Annotated in this window: 19 protein-coding genes and 2 pseudogenes; 17 read left to right on the plus strand and 4 right to left on the minus strand. The window is 69.6% G+C overall.

Annotated elements, in window-relative coordinates; translation table 11 throughout:
* Positions 1–10 precede the first annotated feature (10 nt).
* Both ACZ4D5_RS26995 and ACZ4D5_RS27000 read left to right on the plus strand, forming a co-directional pair.
* Positions 11–922 (plus strand): DMT family transporter, encoded by a 912-nt coding sequence (locus ACZ4D5_RS26995; protein ID WP_467775334.1) that lies wholly within the window; start codon positions 11–13, stop codon positions 920–922.
* Positions 923–1,030: 108 nt separating this feature from the next.
* A complete protein-coding gene (locus ACZ4D5_RS27000) occupies positions 1,031–1,438 on the plus strand; it encodes a ribonuclease (RefSeq protein ID WP_467775000.1) in 408 nt (135 codons plus the stop codon).
* 33 nt (positions 1,439–1,471) lie between these two features.
* On the opposite strand, the gene ACZ4D5_RS27005 is transcribed toward ACZ4D5_RS27000, so the two are convergent.
* On the minus strand, positions 1,472–1,678 hold the full coding sequence (locus ACZ4D5_RS27005) for a hypothetical protein (RefSeq protein WP_467775001.1): 207 nt from the start codon (positions 1,676–1,678) through the stop codon (positions 1,472–1,474).
* Positions 1,679–1,836: 158 nt separating this feature from the next.
* Between ACZ4D5_RS27005 and ACZ4D5_RS27010 the strand changes: the two genes are divergently transcribed.
* The 3 genes from ACZ4D5_RS27010 to ACZ4D5_RS27020 all read left to right on the plus strand — a co-directional run bounded on the left by ACZ4D5_RS27010 (position 1,837) and on the right by ACZ4D5_RS27020 (position 4,396).
* Complete coding sequence (locus ACZ4D5_RS27010) at positions 1,837–3,108, plus strand: sensor histidine kinase (protein WP_467775002.1); 1,272 nt, start codon at positions 1,837–1,839, stop codon at positions 3,106–3,108.
* Positions 3,105–3,800, plus strand: a complete 696-nt coding sequence (locus ACZ4D5_RS27015; protein WP_467775003.1) for a response regulator — start codon at positions 3,105–3,107, stop codon at positions 3,798–3,800. Before ACZ4D5_RS27010 ends, ACZ4D5_RS27015 begins: the two co-directional genes overlap by 4 nt.
* A 203-nt stretch (positions 3,801–4,003) precedes the next feature.
* Positions 4,004–4,396: a PaaI family thioesterase gene (locus tag ACZ4D5_RS27020; protein WP_467775335.1), complete on the plus strand. Its 393-nt coding sequence runs from the start codon at positions 4,004–4,006 to the stop codon at positions 4,394–4,396.
* Positions 4,397–4,426: 30 nt separating this feature from the next.
* On the opposite strand, the gene ACZ4D5_RS27025 is transcribed toward ACZ4D5_RS27020, so the two are convergent.
* Positions 4,427–5,431: a Gfo/Idh/MocA family protein gene (locus tag ACZ4D5_RS27025; protein WP_467775004.1), complete on the minus strand. Its 1,005-nt coding sequence runs from the start codon at positions 5,429–5,431 to the stop codon at positions 4,427–4,429.
* Positions 5,432–5,892: 461 nt separating this feature from the next.
* Positions 5,893–6,849 carry an ArsR/SmtB family transcription factor gene (locus tag ACZ4D5_RS27030; RefSeq protein ID WP_467775005.1) on the minus strand — a complete coding sequence of 319 codons (957 nt, stop codon included), beginning with the start codon at positions 6,847–6,849 and terminating at the stop codon, positions 5,893–5,895.
* Positions 6,850–8,009: 1,160 nt separating this feature from the next.
* Between ACZ4D5_RS27030 and ACZ4D5_RS27035 the strand changes: the two genes are divergently transcribed.
* From ACZ4D5_RS27035 to ACZ4D5_RS27050, 4 genes and pseudogenes are all read left to right on the plus strand, one after another.
* Positions 8,010–9,071 carry a twin-arginine translocation signal domain-containing protein gene (locus ACZ4D5_RS27035; protein ID WP_467775006.1) on the plus strand — a complete coding sequence of 354 codons (1,062 nt, stop codon included), beginning with the start codon at positions 8,010–8,012 and terminating at the stop codon, positions 9,069–9,071.
* Positions 9,072–9,095: 24 nt separating this feature from the next.
* Entirely contained in the window at positions 9,096–9,560 is a 465-nt protein-coding gene (locus tag ACZ4D5_RS27040; protein ID WP_467775007.1) for a hypothetical protein, read from the plus strand.
* Positions 9,561–9,713: 153 nt separating this feature from the next.
* Positions 9,714–10,097: pseudogene (locus tag ACZ4D5_RS27045) on the plus strand (hypothetical protein); the annotation flags it as partial.
* A gap of 65 nt (positions 10,098–10,162) precedes the next feature.
* On the plus strand, positions 10,163–10,330 hold the full coding sequence (locus ACZ4D5_RS27050) for a hypothetical protein (RefSeq protein WP_467775008.1): 168 nt from the start codon (positions 10,163–10,165) through the stop codon (positions 10,328–10,330).
* On the opposite strand, the gene ACZ4D5_RS27055 is transcribed toward ACZ4D5_RS27050, so the two are convergent.
* Positions 10,327–10,599, minus strand: coding sequence for a hypothetical protein (locus ACZ4D5_RS27055; protein ID WP_467775009.1), 273 nt, complete (start codon positions 10,597–10,599; stop codon positions 10,327–10,329). The genes ACZ4D5_RS27050 and ACZ4D5_RS27055 overlap by 4 nt on opposite strands.
* 162 nt (positions 10,600–10,761) lie before the next feature.
* On the opposite strand from ACZ4D5_RS27055, the gene ACZ4D5_RS27060 reads away from it, so the two are divergent.
* The 8 genes and pseudogenes from ACZ4D5_RS27060 to ACZ4D5_RS27095 all read left to right on the plus strand — a co-directional run bounded on the left by ACZ4D5_RS27060 (position 10,762) and on the right by ACZ4D5_RS27095 (position 18,723).
* Positions 10,762–11,091: a hypothetical protein gene (locus ACZ4D5_RS27060; RefSeq protein ID WP_467775010.1), complete on the plus strand. Its 330-nt coding sequence runs from the start codon at positions 10,762–10,764 to the stop codon at positions 11,089–11,091.
* A 42-nt stretch (positions 11,092–11,133) separates the two neighbouring features.
* Positions 11,134–11,568 (plus strand): annotated as a pseudogene (locus ACZ4D5_RS27065) (transposase); the annotation flags it as partial.
* A 938-nt stretch (positions 11,569–12,506) separates the two neighbouring features.
* Positions 12,507–13,238: a GntR family transcriptional regulator gene (locus ACZ4D5_RS27070; RefSeq protein ID WP_467775336.1), complete on the plus strand. Its 732-nt coding sequence runs from the start codon at positions 12,507–12,509 to the stop codon at positions 13,236–13,238.
* Between the two features lie 142 nt (positions 13,239–13,380).
* The gene (locus ACZ4D5_RS27075) at positions 13,381–14,376 is read left to right on the plus strand and encodes a sugar ABC transporter substrate-binding protein (RefSeq protein ID WP_467775011.1); all 996 of its coding nucleotides are present in this window, start codon (positions 13,381–13,383) and stop codon (positions 14,374–14,376) included.
* A gap of 118 nt (positions 14,377–14,494) precedes the next feature.
* Positions 14,495–15,514, plus strand: a complete 1,020-nt coding sequence (locus ACZ4D5_RS27080) for a sugar ABC transporter substrate-binding protein (RefSeq protein WP_467775012.1) — start codon at positions 14,495–14,497, stop codon at positions 15,512–15,514.
* Positions 15,511–16,566: an ABC transporter permease gene (locus tag ACZ4D5_RS27085; RefSeq protein ID WP_467775013.1), complete on the plus strand. Its 1,056-nt coding sequence runs from the start codon at positions 15,511–15,513 to the stop codon at positions 16,564–16,566. The genes ACZ4D5_RS27080 and ACZ4D5_RS27085 overlap by 4 nt, the downstream gene beginning before the upstream one ends.
* Positions 16,563–17,384: an ATP-binding cassette domain-containing protein gene (locus ACZ4D5_RS27090; protein ID WP_467775014.1), complete on the plus strand. Its 822-nt coding sequence runs from the start codon at positions 16,563–16,565 to the stop codon at positions 17,382–17,384. The genes ACZ4D5_RS27085 and ACZ4D5_RS27090 overlap by 4 nt, the downstream gene beginning before the upstream one ends.
* Positions 17,385–17,565: 181 nt before the next feature.
* Positions 17,566–18,723: an ROK family glucokinase gene (locus ACZ4D5_RS27095; RefSeq protein WP_467775015.1), complete on the plus strand. Its 1,158-nt coding sequence runs from the start codon at positions 17,566–17,568 to the stop codon at positions 18,721–18,723.
* Positions 18,724–18,727 lie beyond the last annotated feature (4 nt).

Here is an 18,727-nt window from a genome sequence, read left to right on the forward strand (position 1 = left end):
GACCGCGCCCGTGTCGTCGCTCGCCGCCACCCCCGCCGCGCTCGCCCCGCGCCGTACCTGGCTCACCGACCTGCCCGTGCTGCTGGTCGCCGTGGTCTGGGGCGCCAGCTATCTCGCCGCCAAGGGCATCACCACGACGCACACGGTCATCGCCGTGCTCGTGCTGCGCTTCGGCGTGGTGCTGCCCGCGCTCGTGGCGGCGGGATGGCGTTCGCTGCGCTCCCTGACCGGGGCGCAGTGGCGCGGGGCCGCGGTCCTCGGGCTGATCCTCAGTGGGATCTTCCTCCTGGAGACGTACGGGGTCGTCCACACCTCGGCGACCAACGCGGGCCTCATCATCAGCCTCACCATGATCTTCACGCCGCTCGCGGAGTCCGTGGCGCGGCGCGCGCGGCCGCCGCGCGCCTTCCTCGCGGCGGCCGGGCTCTCCGTGCTCGGCGTGGCCCTGCTGACCCAGGGCGGCGGCTTCACCGCGCCCTCGCCCGGCGATCTGCTGATCCTCCTCGCGGCCCTCGCCCGCACCGCCCACGTCCTCGCCATGTCCCGGATGAAGGCCGTGCGGGGCGCCGACTCGCTCTCCCTCACCACGGTCCAACTGGGCGGCGCCGTCCTGGTGTTCGCGGTGCTCGCGGCGTCCGGGGTCGGCGAGGCGCCGTGGTCCGTCGCGACGGGCTTCGGGCCGCGCGCGTGGGCGGGGCTGCTCTTCCTCTCCGTCTGCTGCACGCTCTTCGCCTTCTTCGTGCAGATGTGGGCGGTGCGCAGGACCTCCCCGTCGCGGGTCGGTCTGCTGCTCGGCACGGAACCGCTGTGGGCGGCCGCCGTCGGCGTCACGCTCGGCGGCGAACACCTCGGCGTCGCGGGCCTGTTGGGCGCGGCGCTGGTGCTGGTGGGGACGGGGTGGGGGCGGCGGGTCGTCGGCTGAGGCGCGGGAGGACGTCCGGTGTCCGGTCGGCGGCACGTGGTTAACTCCTGGAAAATTCAGTGCACTTGACGTTGACACGCCAACCTCTACGCGCGTCACACTGGACCCATGCGTATCCCCCCACGAATTCTCAGCGTCACTGCCCTGGCCGCCGCCCTGCTCGTCGGCGGCCCCGTCACGGCCACCGCGAGCGCCGCGCCGGCCGCCCCCGTCGCGTACTCCGTCACCGCCGTCGGCGACATCTGCTACTCCGCGCTGCCCTCCCAGGCGCACGACACCCTCGACCTGATCGAGAAGGGCGGCCCCTACCCCTTCCCGCAGGACGGCACCGTCTTCCAGAACCGCGAGGGTGAGCTGCCGCAGCAGAGCTCCGGCTACTACCACGAGTACACGGTGATCACGCCGGGCTCCGACGACCGCGGCGCCCGCCGCATCGTCACCGGCGAGAAGAGCCAGGAGGACTACTACACCGCCGACCATTACGCGTCCTTCGACCTGGTCGACCACAGCTGCTGAGCAGTCGGCCCCCGCCGTGCGGGCCGGACCCGGTCACCCTTCCCTCCGGCTCGCCACGGCGGCGAACACCGCGCACGCGAGCACGATCAGCGCCACGCTCGCGTACGTCTCGTAGCCGTCGGAAAAGCCCAGGCGCTGCACCAGACCCCAGCCGCGCAGCTCACCGGTGAACCGGTGGATCAGGCCGACCGCGCCCTGGACCAGCAGGATCACTCCGAGAAATTCCAGAAGCTGCTTCATGAGGCGATCCTCGCCCCGTGCCTTCCCCGCGGACATCCGCCGCCGGGCGAGGATCCCTCATGGAGCCGGGTCCGAAAGTCGGGGACCCGCGCGACTTTGGTCGATGATCATGTGCGGGGCGCGGCCCTGCCCCTCAGCTGAGCGTAGATTTGTCGACCATGAGCGGTACTGAGTCCACGCCCCGCCCCGAGCCCGCGGCCGAGTCCGGCCCCGGGCCGCTGGCCAGGAGTCCGTGGACGCTGCCCTCCTCCATCGCCCGCGAGTTCGACCCGAGCCGCGCCGGGCGCAAGTCCCGGCGGACCGTACGGGACTGGATCGCCGACTTCACCTGTTTCCTCGCCGCCCTCTTCATCGGGATGATCGGCGCCGACGCCGTCGGCGACAACCCGCACGTCTCCCCGGGGCTCGCGGAGTTCGACCAGGTCGTCGGCGCGGTCGCCTGCGCCGCCGTCTGGCTGCGCAGACGCTGGCCGGTCGGCCTCGCCGTCGCGATGGTGCCGGTCGCGGTGGTCTCGGACACGGCGGGCGGCGCCGCGGCGGTGGCGCTCTTCACCCTCGCCGTGCACCGGCCGTTCCGGTACGTCGCGTGGATCGGCGGGGCCTCGATCGCGGTGGTCCCCTTCACCTACTGGCTGCGCCCCGACGCGGACATGCCCTACGGGGTCTCCATCGCCTTCGGGACCGTGCTGACCGGGGCGGTCGTCGGCTGGGGCATGTTCGTCCGCTCCCGCCGCGAGCTCCTGCTCAGCCTGCGCGACCGCGCCGTCCGCGCCGAGAACGAGGCCGCCCTGCGCGCCGAACAGGCCCAGCGCCTGGCCCGCGAGGACATCGCCCGCGAGATGCACGACGTCCTCGCCCACCGCCTCACCCTGCTCAGCGTCCACGCCGGCGCCCTGGAGTTCCGCCCGGACGCGCCCCGCGCGGAGATCGCCCGCGCGGCCGGCGTCATCAGGGAGAGCGCGCACGAAGCCCTGCAGGACCTGCGCCAGGTGATCGGCGTCCTGCGCGGCGGCGACGCGGACGCCCCGGACCGCCCGCAGCCCACGCTCGCCGCCCTGGACACGCTGGTCGCCGAGTCCCGCGAGGCGGGCATGAAGGTCGTCCTCGACAACCGCGTCACCGACCCCGACGCCGTGCCCGCCGCCCTCGGCCGCACCGCCTACCGCATCGCGCAGGAAGGCCTGACCAACGCCCGCAAGCACGCCCCCGGCGCCGAGGTGACCGTCGCCGTCGAGGGCGCGCCGGGCGAGGGCCTGACCCTGTCCGTGCGCAACCCCGCGCCGCCCGGCGACGTGCCGAAGGTCCCCGGCTCGGGGCAGGGCCTGATCGGGCTCGCCGAGCGGGCCTCGCTCGCGGGCGGCAAGCTCGGCCACCGGGCGGGACCCGACGGCGGATTCCACCTGGAGGCCTGGCTACCGTGGGCGTCATGAAACCGATCAGGCTGCTGCTCGTCGACGACGACCCGCTGGTGCGCGCCGGGCTCTCCTTCATGCTCGGCGGCGCGGACGACATCGAGATCGTGGGCGAGGCGGGCGACGGCATCGAGGTGGCGCCGCTGGTCGGCGAACTCCGCCCGGACGTCGTCCTGATGGACATCCGCATGCCCACGATGGACGGGCTCGCCGCCACGGAGGCGCTGCGCAAGCGCCCCGACGCCCCCGAAGTCATCGTGCTCACCACCTTCCACGCCGACGAGCAGGTGCTGCGGGCCCTGCGCGCGGGCGCGGCGGGGTTCGTCCTCAAGGACACCGCGCCCGCCGAGATCGTCGCGGCGGTGCGGGCGGTGGCCGCGGGGGAGCCGGTGCTCTCGCCGACGGTCACCCAGCAGCTGATCACCCAGGTCACCGGCACCGACCCCCAACTGGACAGGAAGCGCCGCGCCTTGGACCGGCTCGACGCGCTGGGGGAGCGGGAGCGCGAGGTCGCCGTCGCGGTGGGCAGGGGCGGCTCGAACGCGGACATCGCCGCGCAGCTGTTCCTGAGCGTGGCCACGGTGAAGGCGCACGTCTCGCGGGTCCTGACGAAGCTGGACCTCAACAACCGTGTGCAGATCGCGCTGTTGGCGCACGACGCGGGACTGCTGGACGAGGAGGGCCCGTCCGGTGGTAGAAGTCGTCCATGACCGATCCCTGGACGCCCGATCCCTGGACGAACGAGCCCTCGACGGCTGATCCTTCGTCGCCCGATCCCTGGACGGACAGCCCCACGACGGCTGATCCCTCGTCGACCGGTCCTGCGTCGGCCGAACCCCTGCCCGCGGGGCCCGGGTCGGGAGCCGCCGAGCCCGAAGCAGCCGAGCCGCCGGCCGACCCCGTCGACCTCACCATGGCCCAGAAGGTCCTGGACGCCCAGCCGTTCAGCCGCCTCGTCCGGGCCCGCATCACGCGCTTCGGCGAGGGCGCGGCCACGCTGGAGATCGGCATCCGCGAGGAACTCCACCAGCAGAACGGCTTCCTGCACGGCGGCGTGCTCGCCTACGCGGCCGACAACAGCATCACCTTCGCCGCCGGAACGACCCTCGGGCCCGCCGTGCTGACCTCGGGCTTCTCCATCCAGTACGTCCGTCCCGCGACCGGCGTCAAGCTCGTCGCCCGCGCCGTCGTGGCCCATACGGGCCGCCGCCAGGCCGTGGTCCGCTGCGAGGTGTCCACCGTCGGCGAGGACGGCACGGAGACGCTGTGCGCGGTGGCGCAGGGATCGGTGCTCGCGACGGGGTGACGGCGTGGCGGGGGCCGGGGCCCGGCCGCCTCAGCCCCCGGCGATCTCCGTCAGCGCCACCGGGCGCCGCTCCCTGCGCGAGCGCTCGCACGCCTCCGCGATCCGCAGCGCGCGCAGCGCCTCGCGGCCGTCGCAGGGGTTGGCCCGCTCGCCGCGCACGACCTCGACGAAGGCGGCGAGCTCCGCCTCGTACGCGGGGGCGAAGCGCTCCAGGAAGCCGGACCAGGGCTTGGCCGGTGCGGGCGGGCCCGCCGGTTCCACCGAGGTGAGAGGCGTGCGCTCGTCCATGCCGACCGCCAACTGGTCGCGCTCACCGGCCAGTTCCATGCGGACGTCGTACCCGGCGCCGTTGCGGCGCGTCGCGGTGGCGGTGGCGAGCGTGCCGTCGTCGAGGGTGAGGACGGCCGCCGCCGTGTCGACGTCGCCCGCCTCGCGGAACATCGCGGGCCCCGCGTCGGACCCGGTCGCGTACACCTCGGTGACCTCGCGCCCCGTCACCCAGCGCAGGATGTCGAAGTCGTGCACCAGGCAGTCGCGGTACAGGCCGCCCGAGAGCGGCAGATAGGCGGCCGGGGGCGGCGCCGGGTCCGAGGTGATCGCACGGACGGTGTGCAGCCGCCCGAGGCTGCCCGCGAGGACCGCCTCGCGCGCCGCCGCGTACCCCGCGTCGAAGCGCCGCTGGAAGCCGAGCTGTAGCACCGTGCCCGCGGCCTCGACCTCGGCGAGCGCGGACAGGGTGCCCGGCAGGTCGAGCGCGATGGGCTTCTCGCAGAACACCGGGAGCCCGGCCCGCGCGGCCCTGCCGATGAGCTCGGCGTGCGCCGAGGTCGCCGCCGTGACCACCACGGCGTCGACACCGGCGGTGAAGACGCCGTCCACCGACGGCGCGGGCGTCGCCCCGGTCCGCGCGGCGAGCTCGCCCGCCCGCGCCGCGTCCACGTCGGCGACGACCAGCGACGTCACCTCGGGATGACGGCTCAGGGCCGCCGCGTGAAAGGCGCCGATGCGACCCGTTCCGATCAGTCCGATACGCATGGCCCCCACCCTCGCGACGCCCCGGCCCTCCTGTCAATGCTTTGTCCTGACAACTGAACTGTCCGGACAACAGAACTTCAGAGATGGTGGCTTCTGCTTCCCGAACTCGGCATGCACACGCTGGTGGGCGCCATCCTCGAGCAGCGAGAACTCGACGTTCCGCCAGGGGGTTGGGCCGACGAGCGCGGTGAGCTTCTTGACGCGGTGGGTGAGGAGGCCGCAGCGCATGGACCAGCAGCCGCGAAGGGCGTCGTCGCGGGCCGTGTCGAGTCGCTCCAGAGGCTTTCGCGTTCTGGCGGATGGCTTCGCGCAGGGTTTCGAGCTCGCTCATCAGAAGACGCGACGCCGTGGGTCCAGCCAAACTCCCGGCGTCCGTCGCTCACTGAGAGCGGGCAGGTGGTACTGCGCGTGCTGGATACGTTCCGTCCCCGTCTGGAGGCAGCCCCGACGAGTGGCTGCGTTCACGCGAGGACGCGGGGCTGGGCGTGGAGCAGGCTGCGGCCCAGGGGTGTGGTGCGGTGGCGGACGCTCGTGCCGGTGCGGTGGGTAGTGATGAGACCCGCGTCGCGCAGGGCCGCAGTGTGATGGCTGATGGTGGAGAGCGCGAGAGCGGCGGTGTCTGCAAGTCGCGTGGTGGTGATGCCGTCGGTGGCGGCGATGGCGCGCAGCAGCATGGCGCGTTTGCCTCCGAGCAGCGCGGCGAGGGTGTCGGTCGCACGGGCCCGGCCTGGGCCGGGCCCCGGGCGCCACGGCTCTTGGGGGGTGATGGGGAAGATCACCGTCATGGGCGGTGTGTGGTTGACGCAGAAGGCGTTGGTCGGGGTGAAGAACGACGGCACCAAATGGAGCCCCCAGCCGTCGAGGTGCACGTCCTCGTCCAACACCTCGTGGCCCACATCCAGGACGGGCGGATCCCAGCGGATCGAGGGGTGCAGGCTCGAGAGAAGTGCGTCCAGGCCGTGCTGGGACAGCGTGTGTACCAGCCCCGTTGTGACTGTCTCCAAGTCGTCGGCAAGTTGGTGATGTACGGGCTGGATGACCCTCTGGTGGTAGTCGCGCAGGGCCTGTTCCAGGGAGCGCAGAGCTGGCAGTGCTCCCCGGCCCACTTCTCGTGCCCAGAGCGGGAGCCGGCGCCGCTCGGCGAGTTGTCCCATGTCGCGGTTCAGGAGGGAGCGCGGGGTGCTCAGCACCTGTTCCAAGCCGCACTCCAGGTCGGGCGCGGGTGCGAGCGGGGACAGGAAATCGGGGCAGGGGCCGCTGGGCGGCACCAGGGTCAGCAGGTGATGCGCGCTGTGGGGCAGGCGTGTCCGCGCCCAGGCCCGCCAAGGCGCGGTCGCCGCATCGCTGTTCGTCGCCTGCAGGGCACGCAGGCTGCGCTCGATCTCCCACAGCGGCGCGGGCCGCTGAGCGATCGTCACCCGCCGGACGTCATCACCGCTGAAGTGGATCCGTACCCCCATCGGACCCCCGCTTTCCGTCTCGATGTCAACCTATTCGAGGCAGTTCGAATAGGTTGGCCGCTCGGATCGTCACGGCAACAGTGGGCCTCGCGCAATGCGGTTCTGAGCCGACCAGGTCGCATCCCAAAGGCGCCGGCGCCCCTTCGACTCACATGCCCTGTTGCGGAAGCGCGTGAGAAGAACGTCATAGGAGACAAAGACGTAGGGGGACTTCGCATCATGCTGACGCCGATACCCAGGCGAGCTGCTGTGGCGGCCGTGGCAACGGCTGTCTGTGTCGGGCCCGCCGTCGCGGTCACGCCGGCCGCGGCCAACGAGGCTACGGGAGTGGTGCACGGCACGGGGGTCGGACGCGACGACTGGGCAGACGAAGGCGTCGTGTCGGCCTCTTCCCACTCATACAGCAACCTCGCCGGGATGTGGCAAGCGATCTTGTGGGCGGACAAATCACTGCGATCCGATGACAAGCCCTGGGAGATCTCGGATATCGACTGCCGTTTCGGGCCTGAGACCACGTACTCGACTAAGCGATGGCAGAGGCGGCACAGCCACCTTGAGGTCGATGGCGCGGTGGGACCCGACACCTTCTTCACCGCGAGCTGGAACATGACCTTCCAAGAGGACAGGGGGACAGCCGAGTACACGGGCCAGACCGCCGCAGGTGAGTACAGAAGATCTGGTACAACGCCGCAACCTTCAACCAGTGTTGAATCCGTCCCTGCAGCAAGATCTGTCCAGGGGCGTGCAGCCCACCGCCTGGTCGCGGACCAGACGCCCGTCAGCCGGTGGGTCAGGACGGCACCTGCCACGCCGGTTGAACGGGACCGCCGCGTCGACCTGTGCGGTACCTGGCGCTCGACCCACTGAGATCGATGGGATCGTGACCCGCCACTCTTGCCGTACGTCCAAGGGGCCACCTCACCTGCCGTTGTGAGTCACTCGGCCTTCGCACCTCATCTGCCACTGAGCTTCTTCAGAGCGGCCACCGTTCGGGCGGCAGTCCTTGCTGGAGCCGTAATGGCGCGAGCCAGTCGATCCCCATTGAGGGACCTCGTTGAAGAAGGTCACTGATAACGAACGCGTGCGACAAGTGCAACGCACCGTTCAGAGAGGACATGATGCACTTAAACAGAAGGCAGTTGCTGCGTGGTTCGCTCGCGGCCGGTGCTGCGGCGGTGCCGTTCAGCGCGTTCGCTGCCCCGGCGTACGGCTCCGACCAGGGCGGGCGGACCGGTCGGGCCGCGGAGAACTTCCATGTGGCTCTGGTGGACGCGGCGAACAACGTCATCGAGACCCACTACACCGGCGACATAGTTGAAGGCCCCCACGAGACGTACTTCTTCGAGAAGCCGAAATCGACGTTTCCGCCCAGTGGTCGGTTGGACTGGGCCCCTCTGGAGTGCAAGTACCGCAAACTCCGCAGCGGTGAGTCTGTCTTCCTGGTCTGCGGGGGAGACCCCGACAACGGACGGGTGACGATCCACCGCCTCTCGGATGCGGTACATCTCGGCTCGGACACCGGGCTCAAGATCTTCCCGCATTCCCTGGAGTACCTCCCGACGGTGGATGCCGTTGTCGTGGTCGGCACGCGAGGGCTGCCCGACAAGGATCCGCCGCCTCCGGGAGCAAGGAGCGGGGGGAGCTTTCAACTGTATGCGGCCCCGAACGGGCCCGGCACATTCAAGAGGATTCCTGAATCGCAAGGGGGCTTCCAGCCCTTCCGGCAGGCGCACGGCGCCGTCTGGGACGCGAACAGCAATCTTGTGTGGATCTTCGGCGGCGACAAGATCGTGGGTTACCGCCCTTCGGGGTGGCAAGGGACCGCGAAGCTCACCAAGGTGGACAGCGCCGTCCTGAAGGACAAGCGATTCGAGAACGGCCACGATCTCCAGCCCGATCCGGTGGAGTCCCAGTTCTTGTGGGCGACAGGCACGGACTACCAACTCAAGATCGACAAGTCCGCAGGGCGTCCGCGGATCGTGTGGACCTATCCACTGCGGCATGTGAAGTCCTTCGCCAGGCACCGCTCGGGCCGTGGCGTATGGACTGCTGCTCCTGACGACGATGCATACGGCAGCGACTTGGTCAACTTCCTGTGGCCGACCCAGAGGGTCGCGGCCCGCCCGCAACCGGGCCAGACGCAGAAGCGGATCTACAAGGCCCGGCTCACTGACATCTGAGCCACGACGAGGAAGGGAAGATTCGTGACCACTCGCTTGTCCAAGGCAGTCACCGGCGCCACCTTCGGCGTCGCACTCTCCCTGGCCCTGGCCGCCGCACCGGCCTCGGCGGTGGAGCGCCCCGACCACTGGGACAACGGATACGTCCCGTACCCCAACGGCCGCTACGCCGACACTGCCGCCAACTTCACGGCTGCCGTCGCTTCCGTCGGCGTGGAGTGGGACGGCTACAAGGTGAGCCTGTCGGGCACCGTGTGGGACCGCGCCGCTGACGGCTACGGAGTGCGGATGGAGGTGGGCTACAACTGGCAGAACGGATCTACCTGGGAGTGGACCACCCGCATCTTCGGCAAGGCCGAGGGCGGAAAGGGTGACTCCAAGTCCAGCAGCGCGCATTCCAAAGCCGGGGTGAACATCAAGGGCCTCCTGGTGCGGGCCTGCACCGTCAACAGCAACAACCAGGTGGAGGCGTGCAGCCCGTGGGCCTGACGGTGTGAAGGCGAGGCGACCGGTTCCCGGAGAACGGGCGGGGCCGTCGAAGTCGGCGAGCGTGAACAGGTTGTGCTTGCGGTTGAAGCCGGCCACGGCCTCTGGGCCTGGGGCCCGTAGCGGCCGGAGAGCGGCACGGACCGGTCGGGCCGGCCCGTGTCCGTCACCGCCGGCCTGCCAGCCCTGGGTATGACGGCGACGACCACCGCTGAACCTGTTGGTCTCCACATTGAGCCGGGGGCCGAGGACGCCAAGGTCTTCCCGGCATCCGGCGACTGCCCGATCAACGCGGACGGCAGCATCGGCGAGCCGTATGCCAAGGGCAAGGCGGACCAGGAGCCGCCGTGCGGGATGGCCTAACCCAGGTCCACGTCCGGAACTGGTCCCTTCCAGTTCACGGCTTCCGTCACGTGGAAGGTCTCGTGGCACGGCACGGCACGGCACGGCACGGGCGGAGCGAAGGGTGATCTGCCGGATGGCACCTTCGAGACCACCCAGGACATGGACGTACAGGAGATCCAGTCCATCAACCGCTGACCGAGGCCGTCGGCCAGTCGTCGCACCACACGCAGAACCATCTGAACCCACGGGGGCGGACAGGTATGTCGGGCCTGAAGAAGGACGCGAAGTCCCTGCACAAGGCGGCGTCCGCGCTGGGCAAGGTGGATGACCACACCCGCAAGCCGTTGCACGATTTCAAGGCCGCCTCGCACGACCTGTCCGCGTTCGGCGTGCTGGGCTCGCTGATGAGCGCCAAGGGCGACATCTAGGAGGGCATGGACACCATCGCCAGGCTCACCAAGAACCTCCACAAGGAGTGGGAGGCGGAGGCCAAGTTCATGAAGAACTGCAAGGAATTCGGCTTGCTGCCCTTGGCGGTGATGCGCTCCCCTACGCAGAAGTTGTTGTCGAAGAACGTCCGCCACCGGTAGATCTCACTGCCTTCGGGGTCGGTGAAGGTACCGGAGTTGATGCCGATGTTCGTATCCGCGGAACTGCTGCCGCTGACGTTGATGAACGCTTGATTCGTGCCGTCCACGGACGGCCAGTAGACGAACGGGTAAGGGTTGTCCCGTAACCGCTGGCCCTGAGTGAGACGATTCTGGTGTGACAGGGCGGACGCCGTCCTGATGGTGGACGGAACCTGGTGCCCGATCCGGAGCCCTTGGTGAGTGTCGTGGATCCTGGAAGGGACATGAGGATGGGTGTCGACGTAGTGCTGATGCAGGTGACGCAACGAGGGACGAGTTCCAAGAAGCGTCGGCTGACCACGGTGGAATTCGTACAGGACGAGGCGGACCTGTTCGCTGGTCTGTGCGTGAACAGCAGTCTGCCGATGCTCAACCGCGTGGACCCGTATCGCACCCAGATCCTTACGTCGATGGATATGCCACAGTTCATCTCCGAGGTCGACGCCACCTGTGGCCTGGTGAAGGGGCAGCGGGAGCGGGACATCCTGGAGAAGGTCCGCAAGCTGGCAGAGCGTTGCGCGGAAGCCGCGAGTCTGGAACTCCACCTCCAGGGCGATTAGGGGTTGCCCATCGGCGCTGGCTATGAGTGAGATGATCTCGGTGTGGCCGGTGTGATCACGGCGTCCGAGCCGTCCTGGATAGGTCCGTTCACCGGGCTGGGCCCGCGCTGCTTCGGCGGCCACCTCGGTCCGCTGCTCGCATTCCGGCCACGCAAGCGGTTCCGCAAGGGCACCGTCCTCATCGTCGACGGGGAGGAATCCGGCGCCAAGGCTGCCGTCCGCAACACGACGACGATCGCCGACGTCGGCTACCAGAGCACCGAGCTGGCCATCCCGCACCGCCGCCGCAGAGACGAAGAGCTTCCGGATTGGAAGGAGCAGCACAATCGCTCCCATAAGCAAGTTCGCGCCCGCGTCGAGCACACCTTCGCCCGGATGAAGGGCTGGAAGGTCCTGCGCGATTGCCGACTCAAGGGTGACGGAGTCCATCACGCCATGCTCGGCATTGCCCGTCTGTGCAACCTCACCCTTGCTGGATATGCGGGAGGGTCGCACTGCAGCCGACCCTACTCCCACCAACTCCAAGATCAGTCACGGGACACCTCTTAGGTGTTGTTGGGCTCTATGCCGATCGCGGACCCGGTCGTGCCGATCGCCCGCGGTCGCGCGTTGTTGAGCACCACGCGTGGCCCGTTTCTTCGACATCTTCGCCTGCACGTAACCGGGCGAATTCCGTCACCCTCTCCACATACGAACGCCCCGAAGCCCTGATCTGGACAGGGGAACGCATTGCCCGCTGGAGGGTTACCGGCGAAAGGCTCAGCTCTGTCATGGTCTGGACCCCAACCTGACCGGTGAGTTCCTCGATGCCGCAGTTCAACACCCCATGTCCATCATGTGGCACCTCATGGTGTTCCGCGCCCCACGTCGCGGAGAAGCAACAGGACTGCCCTGGACCGAAGTCGACGTGACCCGCGGCACCGCCAGGATCGTCGAGCAGCTATCTGTCGACAACGCCTACGAAGCATGGGCAGACACCCCCAAGAGCCGCGCAGGCAGGCGTAGCCCCCACTCGACCACGCCACCTGCGCCCTGCTCAAAGCCTGGCGCGACGTACAGAAAGCCCAACGAGACGAGTGGGAACAAAAGCACCGAGACGGCCCCGACAAGTACGGCCCCTACATCAACTCCGGCAAAGTCTTCACCCAGGCCCACCCGGACGCCGCCTGACGCGCTGTCCCTCGGTCGCCCCCCCGGGGATGCGGAATCGCCCCCTCGGAGCTCTCTCCGAGGGGGCGAACTGATGCGTCTGTGCTGGTCGGAAGCGGAAGAGTCCTTGCGTACGGTGCATCTTTTGTCCGGACAACAGAACTTCAGAACTTCCCGTCATCATTTCCCGGGACTACGCTCGCCCCGTGTCCAAACCAGTCGCCAAAGCAGCCCAGGACAAGCCGGTCAAGGACCCCGCCGTCGCGCTGCGGCTCGGCGTCGACCGCAGCAGCCCGGTCCCGCTCTACTTCCAGCTGGCCCAGCAGCTGGAGGCGGCGATCGAGCGCGGCGCCCTGACCCCGGGCAGCCTCCTCGGCAACGAGATCGAGCTCGCGGGGCGGCTCGGCCTGTCCCGGCCCACCGTCCGCCAAGCCATCCAGTCCCTCGTCGACAAGGGCCTGCTCGTGCGTCGCCGCGGCGTCGGCACCCAGGTCGTGCACAGCCAGGTCAAGCGCCCCCTGGAGCTCAGCAGCCTCTACGACGACCTGGAGGCGGCGGGGCAGCGCCCCGAGACCCGCGTCCTGCGCAACACCGTCGAGCCCGCGTCCGCCGAGGTCGCGGCAGCGCTCGGGGTCGCAGAGGGGGACGCGGTGCACCTCGTCGAGCGGCTGCGGCTCGCGCACGGCGAGCCCATGGCCCACCTCCGCAACCATCTGCCGACCGGCCTCCTCGACCTCGACACCGAGCGCCTCGAGGCCACCGGGCTCTACCGTCTGATGCGCGCCGCGGGCCTCACCCTGCACAGCGCGCGCCAGTCCGTCGGCGCCCGCGCCGCCACCGGGGAGGAGGGCGAGCTGCTCGCCGAGGAGGCCGGTGCCCCGCTGCTCACGATGCGGCGCACGACCTTCGACGACACGGGGCGTGCGGTCGAGTTCGGCTCGCACGTCTACCGGGCGGCGCGCTACTCCTTCGAGTTCCAGCTCCTCGTACGGCCGTAGATCTCGACGGACGGACGACCGCGGACGCCAACTCACCCATGGTCGTCAGAATGTTCTGACAAAGCCATTGACGCTCCCGTGCGCCCACCGCTAGAACTCCCCCAGCCGCACCGAGGCGGCCGGGAGAAGAGGTGGTCCCACCATGCGTACGCGCACATCCCGCACGGCAGCGGTCCTGATCGCCGTGATCGCGCTGGCCGCCGGCTGCAGCGGCTCCGGCGGCAAGGACGACGAGGACAAGGCGAACGACGACGGCGGCGGCAAGGGCGTCTCCACACCGCGCCTGAAGATCGCCATGGTCACGCACTCCGGCGAGGGCGACACCTTCTGGGACATCGTCCAGAGCGGGGCCAAGCAGGCCGCCCGCAAGGACAACGTCGAGTTCCTCTACGCCAACGACAAGGAGGCCAAGGGGCAGGCCGAGCTGGTCCAGTCGTTCGTCGACAAGAAGGTCGACGGCATCGTCGTGACGCTGGCCAAGCCCGAGGCGATGAAGGCCGTCCTCGCCAAGGCGACCAGGGCCGGGATACCGGTCGTCACGATCAACTCCGGCGCCGAGTTCTCCGCGAAGTTCGGCGCGCTCACCCACATCGGCCAGGACGAGTCCGTGGCGGGCGAGGCCGTCGGCGACGAGCTGAACGAGCGCGGCAGGAAGAAGGCGCTCTGCGTCATCCACGAGCAGGGCAACGTCTCCCTGGAGCAGCGCTGCGCGGGCGTCAGGAAGACCTTCGACGGCACCGTGGAGAACCTGAACGTCGAGGGCACCAACGCGCCCGGCGCCCAGTCGTCCGTCAGCGCGAAGCTGCAGGCCACCAAGGGCATCGACGCCGTCGTCACGCTGGGCGCGCCGATCGCCGCGGTCTCGGTGAAGGCCAAGGAGGACGCGGGCAGCGAGGCGGAGGTCGACACGTTCGACCTGAACGCCGAGGTCGTCAAGCGCCTCAAGGCCAAGGAGGTCGGCTTCGCCGTCGACCAGCAGCCCTACCTCCAGGGCTACCTCGCCGTCGACGAACTGTGGCTCTACAAGACCAACGCCAACGTCCTGGGAGGCGGCAAGCCCGTCCTCACCGGACCCGCGATCGTCACCGAGAAGGACGTACCGAAGCTGGAGAAGTACACCGCCAGGGGAACCAGGTGACCACACGCCGCGGTACCCGATGAACACACGCGCGATCCGCGTGGTCGATACTTGGGCGGCTGGGGCCGGGGATCCGGACCGGCCGCACAGAGCAGCAGAGCAAGAAGGGCACGGCGTCGTGGCAAGGGTGAAGACAGGGGTACGAGCGGTGGGCGCCGCGCTGGTCGCGGTGCTCGGTGTGACCGCGGGCCTCACCGGATGCAGCAGTACCGGAGGCAAGCGCGCCGAGGACGCCCGCAAGGCGGCCGCCGCACAGGGGAAGGCCGCGGTGAGCACGCCGCGCTGGACCTTCGGAATGGTCACCCACTCGGGCGATGGCGACACCTTCTGGGACATCGTCCAGAACGGCGCCGAAGAGGCGGCCCGCAAGGACAACATCAAGTTCCTGTACGCGCACGACGACGAGGCCCAGCAGCAGGCCCAGCTCGTGGACTCCTACATCGACAAGAAGGTCGACGGCATCATCGTGTCGCTGGCCAAGCCGGACGCGATGAAGGGCCCGCTGGCCCGCGCCAAGAAGGCCGGCATCCCGGTGATCACCGTGAACTCGGGCTCCGCGGAGTCCAAGGAGTTCGGGGCGCTCACCCACATCGGGCAGGACGAGACGATCGCGGGCGAGGCCGTCGGCGAGGAGCTCACCAAGCGGGGCAGGAAGAAGGCGCTCTGCATCCTGCACGAGCAGGGCAACGTCGGCCACGAGCAGCGCTGCGAGGGCGCCAAGAAGACCTTCGAAGGGAAGATGGAGAACCTCTACGTGACGGGCACCAACATGCCCGACGTGCAGTCCTCCATCGAGGCCAGGCTCCAGTCCGACAAGGACGTGGACGCGGTCGTCACGCTCGGCGCGCCCTTCGCGGACGCCGCCGTGAAGGCCAAGGACGGCGCGGGCAGCAAGGCGGAGATCGACACCTTCGACCTCAACGAGAAGGTCGCCGCCGGGCTCAAGTCCGGCGCCCTCGGCTTCGCCGTCGACCAGCAGCCCTACCTCCAGGGCTACGAGGCCGTGGACCTGCTGTGGCTGTACAAGTACAACGCCGACGTCCTCGGCGGCGGCAGGCCGGTGCTGACCGGGCCGCAGATCATCACCAAGGACCAGGCCGCCGAGCTGGAGGAATACGCGAAGCGAGGGACCCGATGACCGCGAAAGACCTCGCGCCCGCACCGGAAACCACGACGGACGAGCGCCTCCTGAAGACCTCGCCCCTGAAGAAGCTGATGGGCCGCCCCGAGCTCGGCTCGGTCGTCGGCGCCGTGGCCGTCTTCATCTTCTTCGCGGTCGTCGCGGACAGCTTCCTGCGCACGACGAGCCTGGCCACGGTCCTCTACGCCGCCTCCACGATCGGCATCATGGCGGTGCCGGTGGCGCTGCTGATGATCGGCGGCGAGTTCGACCTGTCGGCGGGCGTCATGGTGACGACGTCCGCGCTGATCTCGTCGATGTTCAGCTACCAGATGACGGCGAACGTCTGGGTGGGCGTCGGGGTGTCCCTCCTGGCCACCCTCGCGATCGGCGTCTTCAACGGCGTCATGCTGACCCGCACCGACCCACCGAGCTTCATCATCACGCTCGGCACGTTCCTGATGCTGACCGGCATGAACCTCGGCTTCACCAAGCTGATCAGCGGCACGGTCTCCACCAAGTCGATCTCCGACATGGAGGGCTTCTCCTCCGCCAAGGAGGTCTTCGCCTCGTCGATCACCGTCGGCGGCGTCGACTTCAAGATCACCATCGTCTGGTGGCTCGCCCTGATCGCGGTCGCCACCTGGATCCTGCTGCGCACCCGCGTCGGCAACTGGATCTTCGCGGTGGGCGGCGGCGAGGACGCGGCCCGCGCGGTCGGCGTCCCGGTCGCGGCGACCAAGATCGGCCTGTACATGGGCGTCGCCTTCGGCGCCTGGATCTCCGGCCAGCACCTGCTCTTCTCGTACGACGTCGTCCAGTCCGGCGAGGGCGTCGGCAACGAACTGATCTACATCATCGCGGCGGTCATCGGCGGCTGTCTGATCACCGGCGGCTACGGCTCCGCGGTCGGCGCGGCCGTGGGCGCGCTGATCTTCGGCATGGTCAGCAAGGGCATCGTCTTCGCCGAGTGGAACCCGGACTGGTTCAAGTTCTTCCTCGGAGTGATGCTGCTCCTGGCGACCCTGCTCAACCACTGGGTCCGCAAGCGCGCGGAGGCGACGAAGTGACCGAGACACCGACCGACGCCGTGCCGGAGACCGCCTCCCGCACCCCGCTCGTCGAGCTCGACGACGTCAGCAAGTACTACGGCAACATCCGCGCGCTCGAAGGCGTCTCCCTGGAGGTGCACGCGGGGGAGATCTCCTGCGTCCTCGGCGACAACGGCGCGGGCAAGTCCACCCTGATCAAGATCATCGCAGGGCTGCACCAGCACGACGCGGGCGCGTTCCGCATCGAGGGCGAGGAGACGAAGCTGTCCTCGCCCCGGGAGTCCCTGGACCGGGGCATCGCCACGGTCTACCAGGACCTCGCGGTCGTCCCCCTGATGCCGGTCTGGCGGAACTTCTTCCTCGGCTCCGAGCCGACGAAGGGGGTCGGCCCCTTCCGCCGCATGGACGTCGACTTCATGCGCGAGACGACCCGCGCGGAGCTGCTGCGCATGGGCATCGACCTGCGCGACGTGGACCAGCCCATCGGCACGCTCTCGGGCGGCGAGCGCCAGTGCGTGGCGATCGCACGGGCGGTCTACTTCGGCGCGAAGGTCCTCGTCCTCGACGAGCCGACCGCGGCGCTCGGCGTCAAGCAGTCGGGCGTCGTCCTGAAGTACGTGGCCGCGGCGCGGGACCAGGGCCTGGGCGTGGTCTTGATCACGCACAATCCGCACCACGCGTACCTGGTCGGCAACCGCTTCGTCCTCCTGAAGCGGGGCGCGATGTTCGGCAGCTACACCCGTGACGAGGTGACCCTCGACGAACTGACCCGCCAGATGGCGGGCGGCTCCGAGCTGGACGACCTCCGTCACGAACTGGAGGACCGCGCCCCGTAAGGGGTGCGGGGAACTGCGCGCTCAGCCCACGAAAAGCCGCAGTCGCGTCTGCCGGACGACCGAGCAGATGCGACTGCGGCTCTTTCGTGGTTGCTCGCGCAGTTCCCCGCGCCCCTGACGGGGGCGCAGCCCCCTGTGCCCGTTGTGCGGGCCCCGGCTGGAGTGAGGCAGAATCCAGGCAATGAGCACCTACCGCGACCTAGCCCACCGCGGCTCCGCACGAGCCACCGTCCTGCGGACCGTGGGCACGCGTGAGCGCCGGTCCCATCTGACGGCACCCCGCGTCCCCACCGTCGGCATCGACATCGGCGGCACGAAGGTGATGGCGGGGGTCGTCGACGCCGACGGCAACATCCTGGAGACCCTCCGCACGGAGACCCCGGACAAGTCCAAGAGCCCCCGCGTCGTCGAGGACACCATCGTCGAGCTGGTCCTCGACCTCTCCGACCGGCACGACGTGCACGCGGTCGGCATCGGCGCGGCCGGCTGGGTGGACGCGGACCGCAACCGCGTCCTGTTCGCCCCGCACCTTTCCTGGCGCAACGAACCCCTGCGCGACCGCATCTCGGGTCGTCTCGCCGTCCCGGTGATGGTCGACAACGACGCGAACACCGCCGCCTGGGCCGAGTGGCGGTTCGGCGCGGGCCGCGGCGAGGACCACCTCGTCATGATCACGCTCGGCACCGGCATCGGCGGCGCCATCCTGGAGGACGGCCAGGTCAAGCGCGGCAAGTTCGGCGTCGCGGGCGAGTTCGGGCACATGCAGGTCGTGCCCGGGGGCCACCGCTGCCCCTGCGGCAACCGCGGCTGCTGGGAGCAGTACAGCTCCGGCAACGCCCTGGTCCGCGAGGCCCGCGAGCTGGCCGCCGCCGACTCCCCGGTGGCGTACGGCATCATCGAGCGCGTCAAGGGCAACGTCCCCGACATCACGGGCCCCCTCATCACCGAGCTGGCCCGCGAGGGCGACGCCATGTGCGTCGAGCTCCTCCAGGACATCGGCCAGTGGCTGGGCGTCGGCATCGCGAACCTCGCGGCCGCCCTCGACCCCTCCTGCTTCGTGATCGGCGGCGGCGTCAGCGCCGCCGACGACCTCCTGATCGGCCCGGCCCGCGACGCCTTCCGCCGCCACCTCACGGGCCGCGGCTACCGCCCCGAGGCCCGTATCGCCCGCGCCCAGCTCGGCCCCGAGGCCGGCATGGTCGGCGCCGCGGACCTGGCCCGCCTGGTCGCCCGCCGCTTCCGCCGCGCCAACCGCCGCCGCGTGGAGCGCTACGAACGCTACGAGCGGTACGCAGAGGCCCGCCGCACCAACGACCGCACCTCCCAGGGAACGCAGTAAGCAG

It is taken from the genome of Streptomyces sp. NPDC025651 (assembly GCF_055558735.1).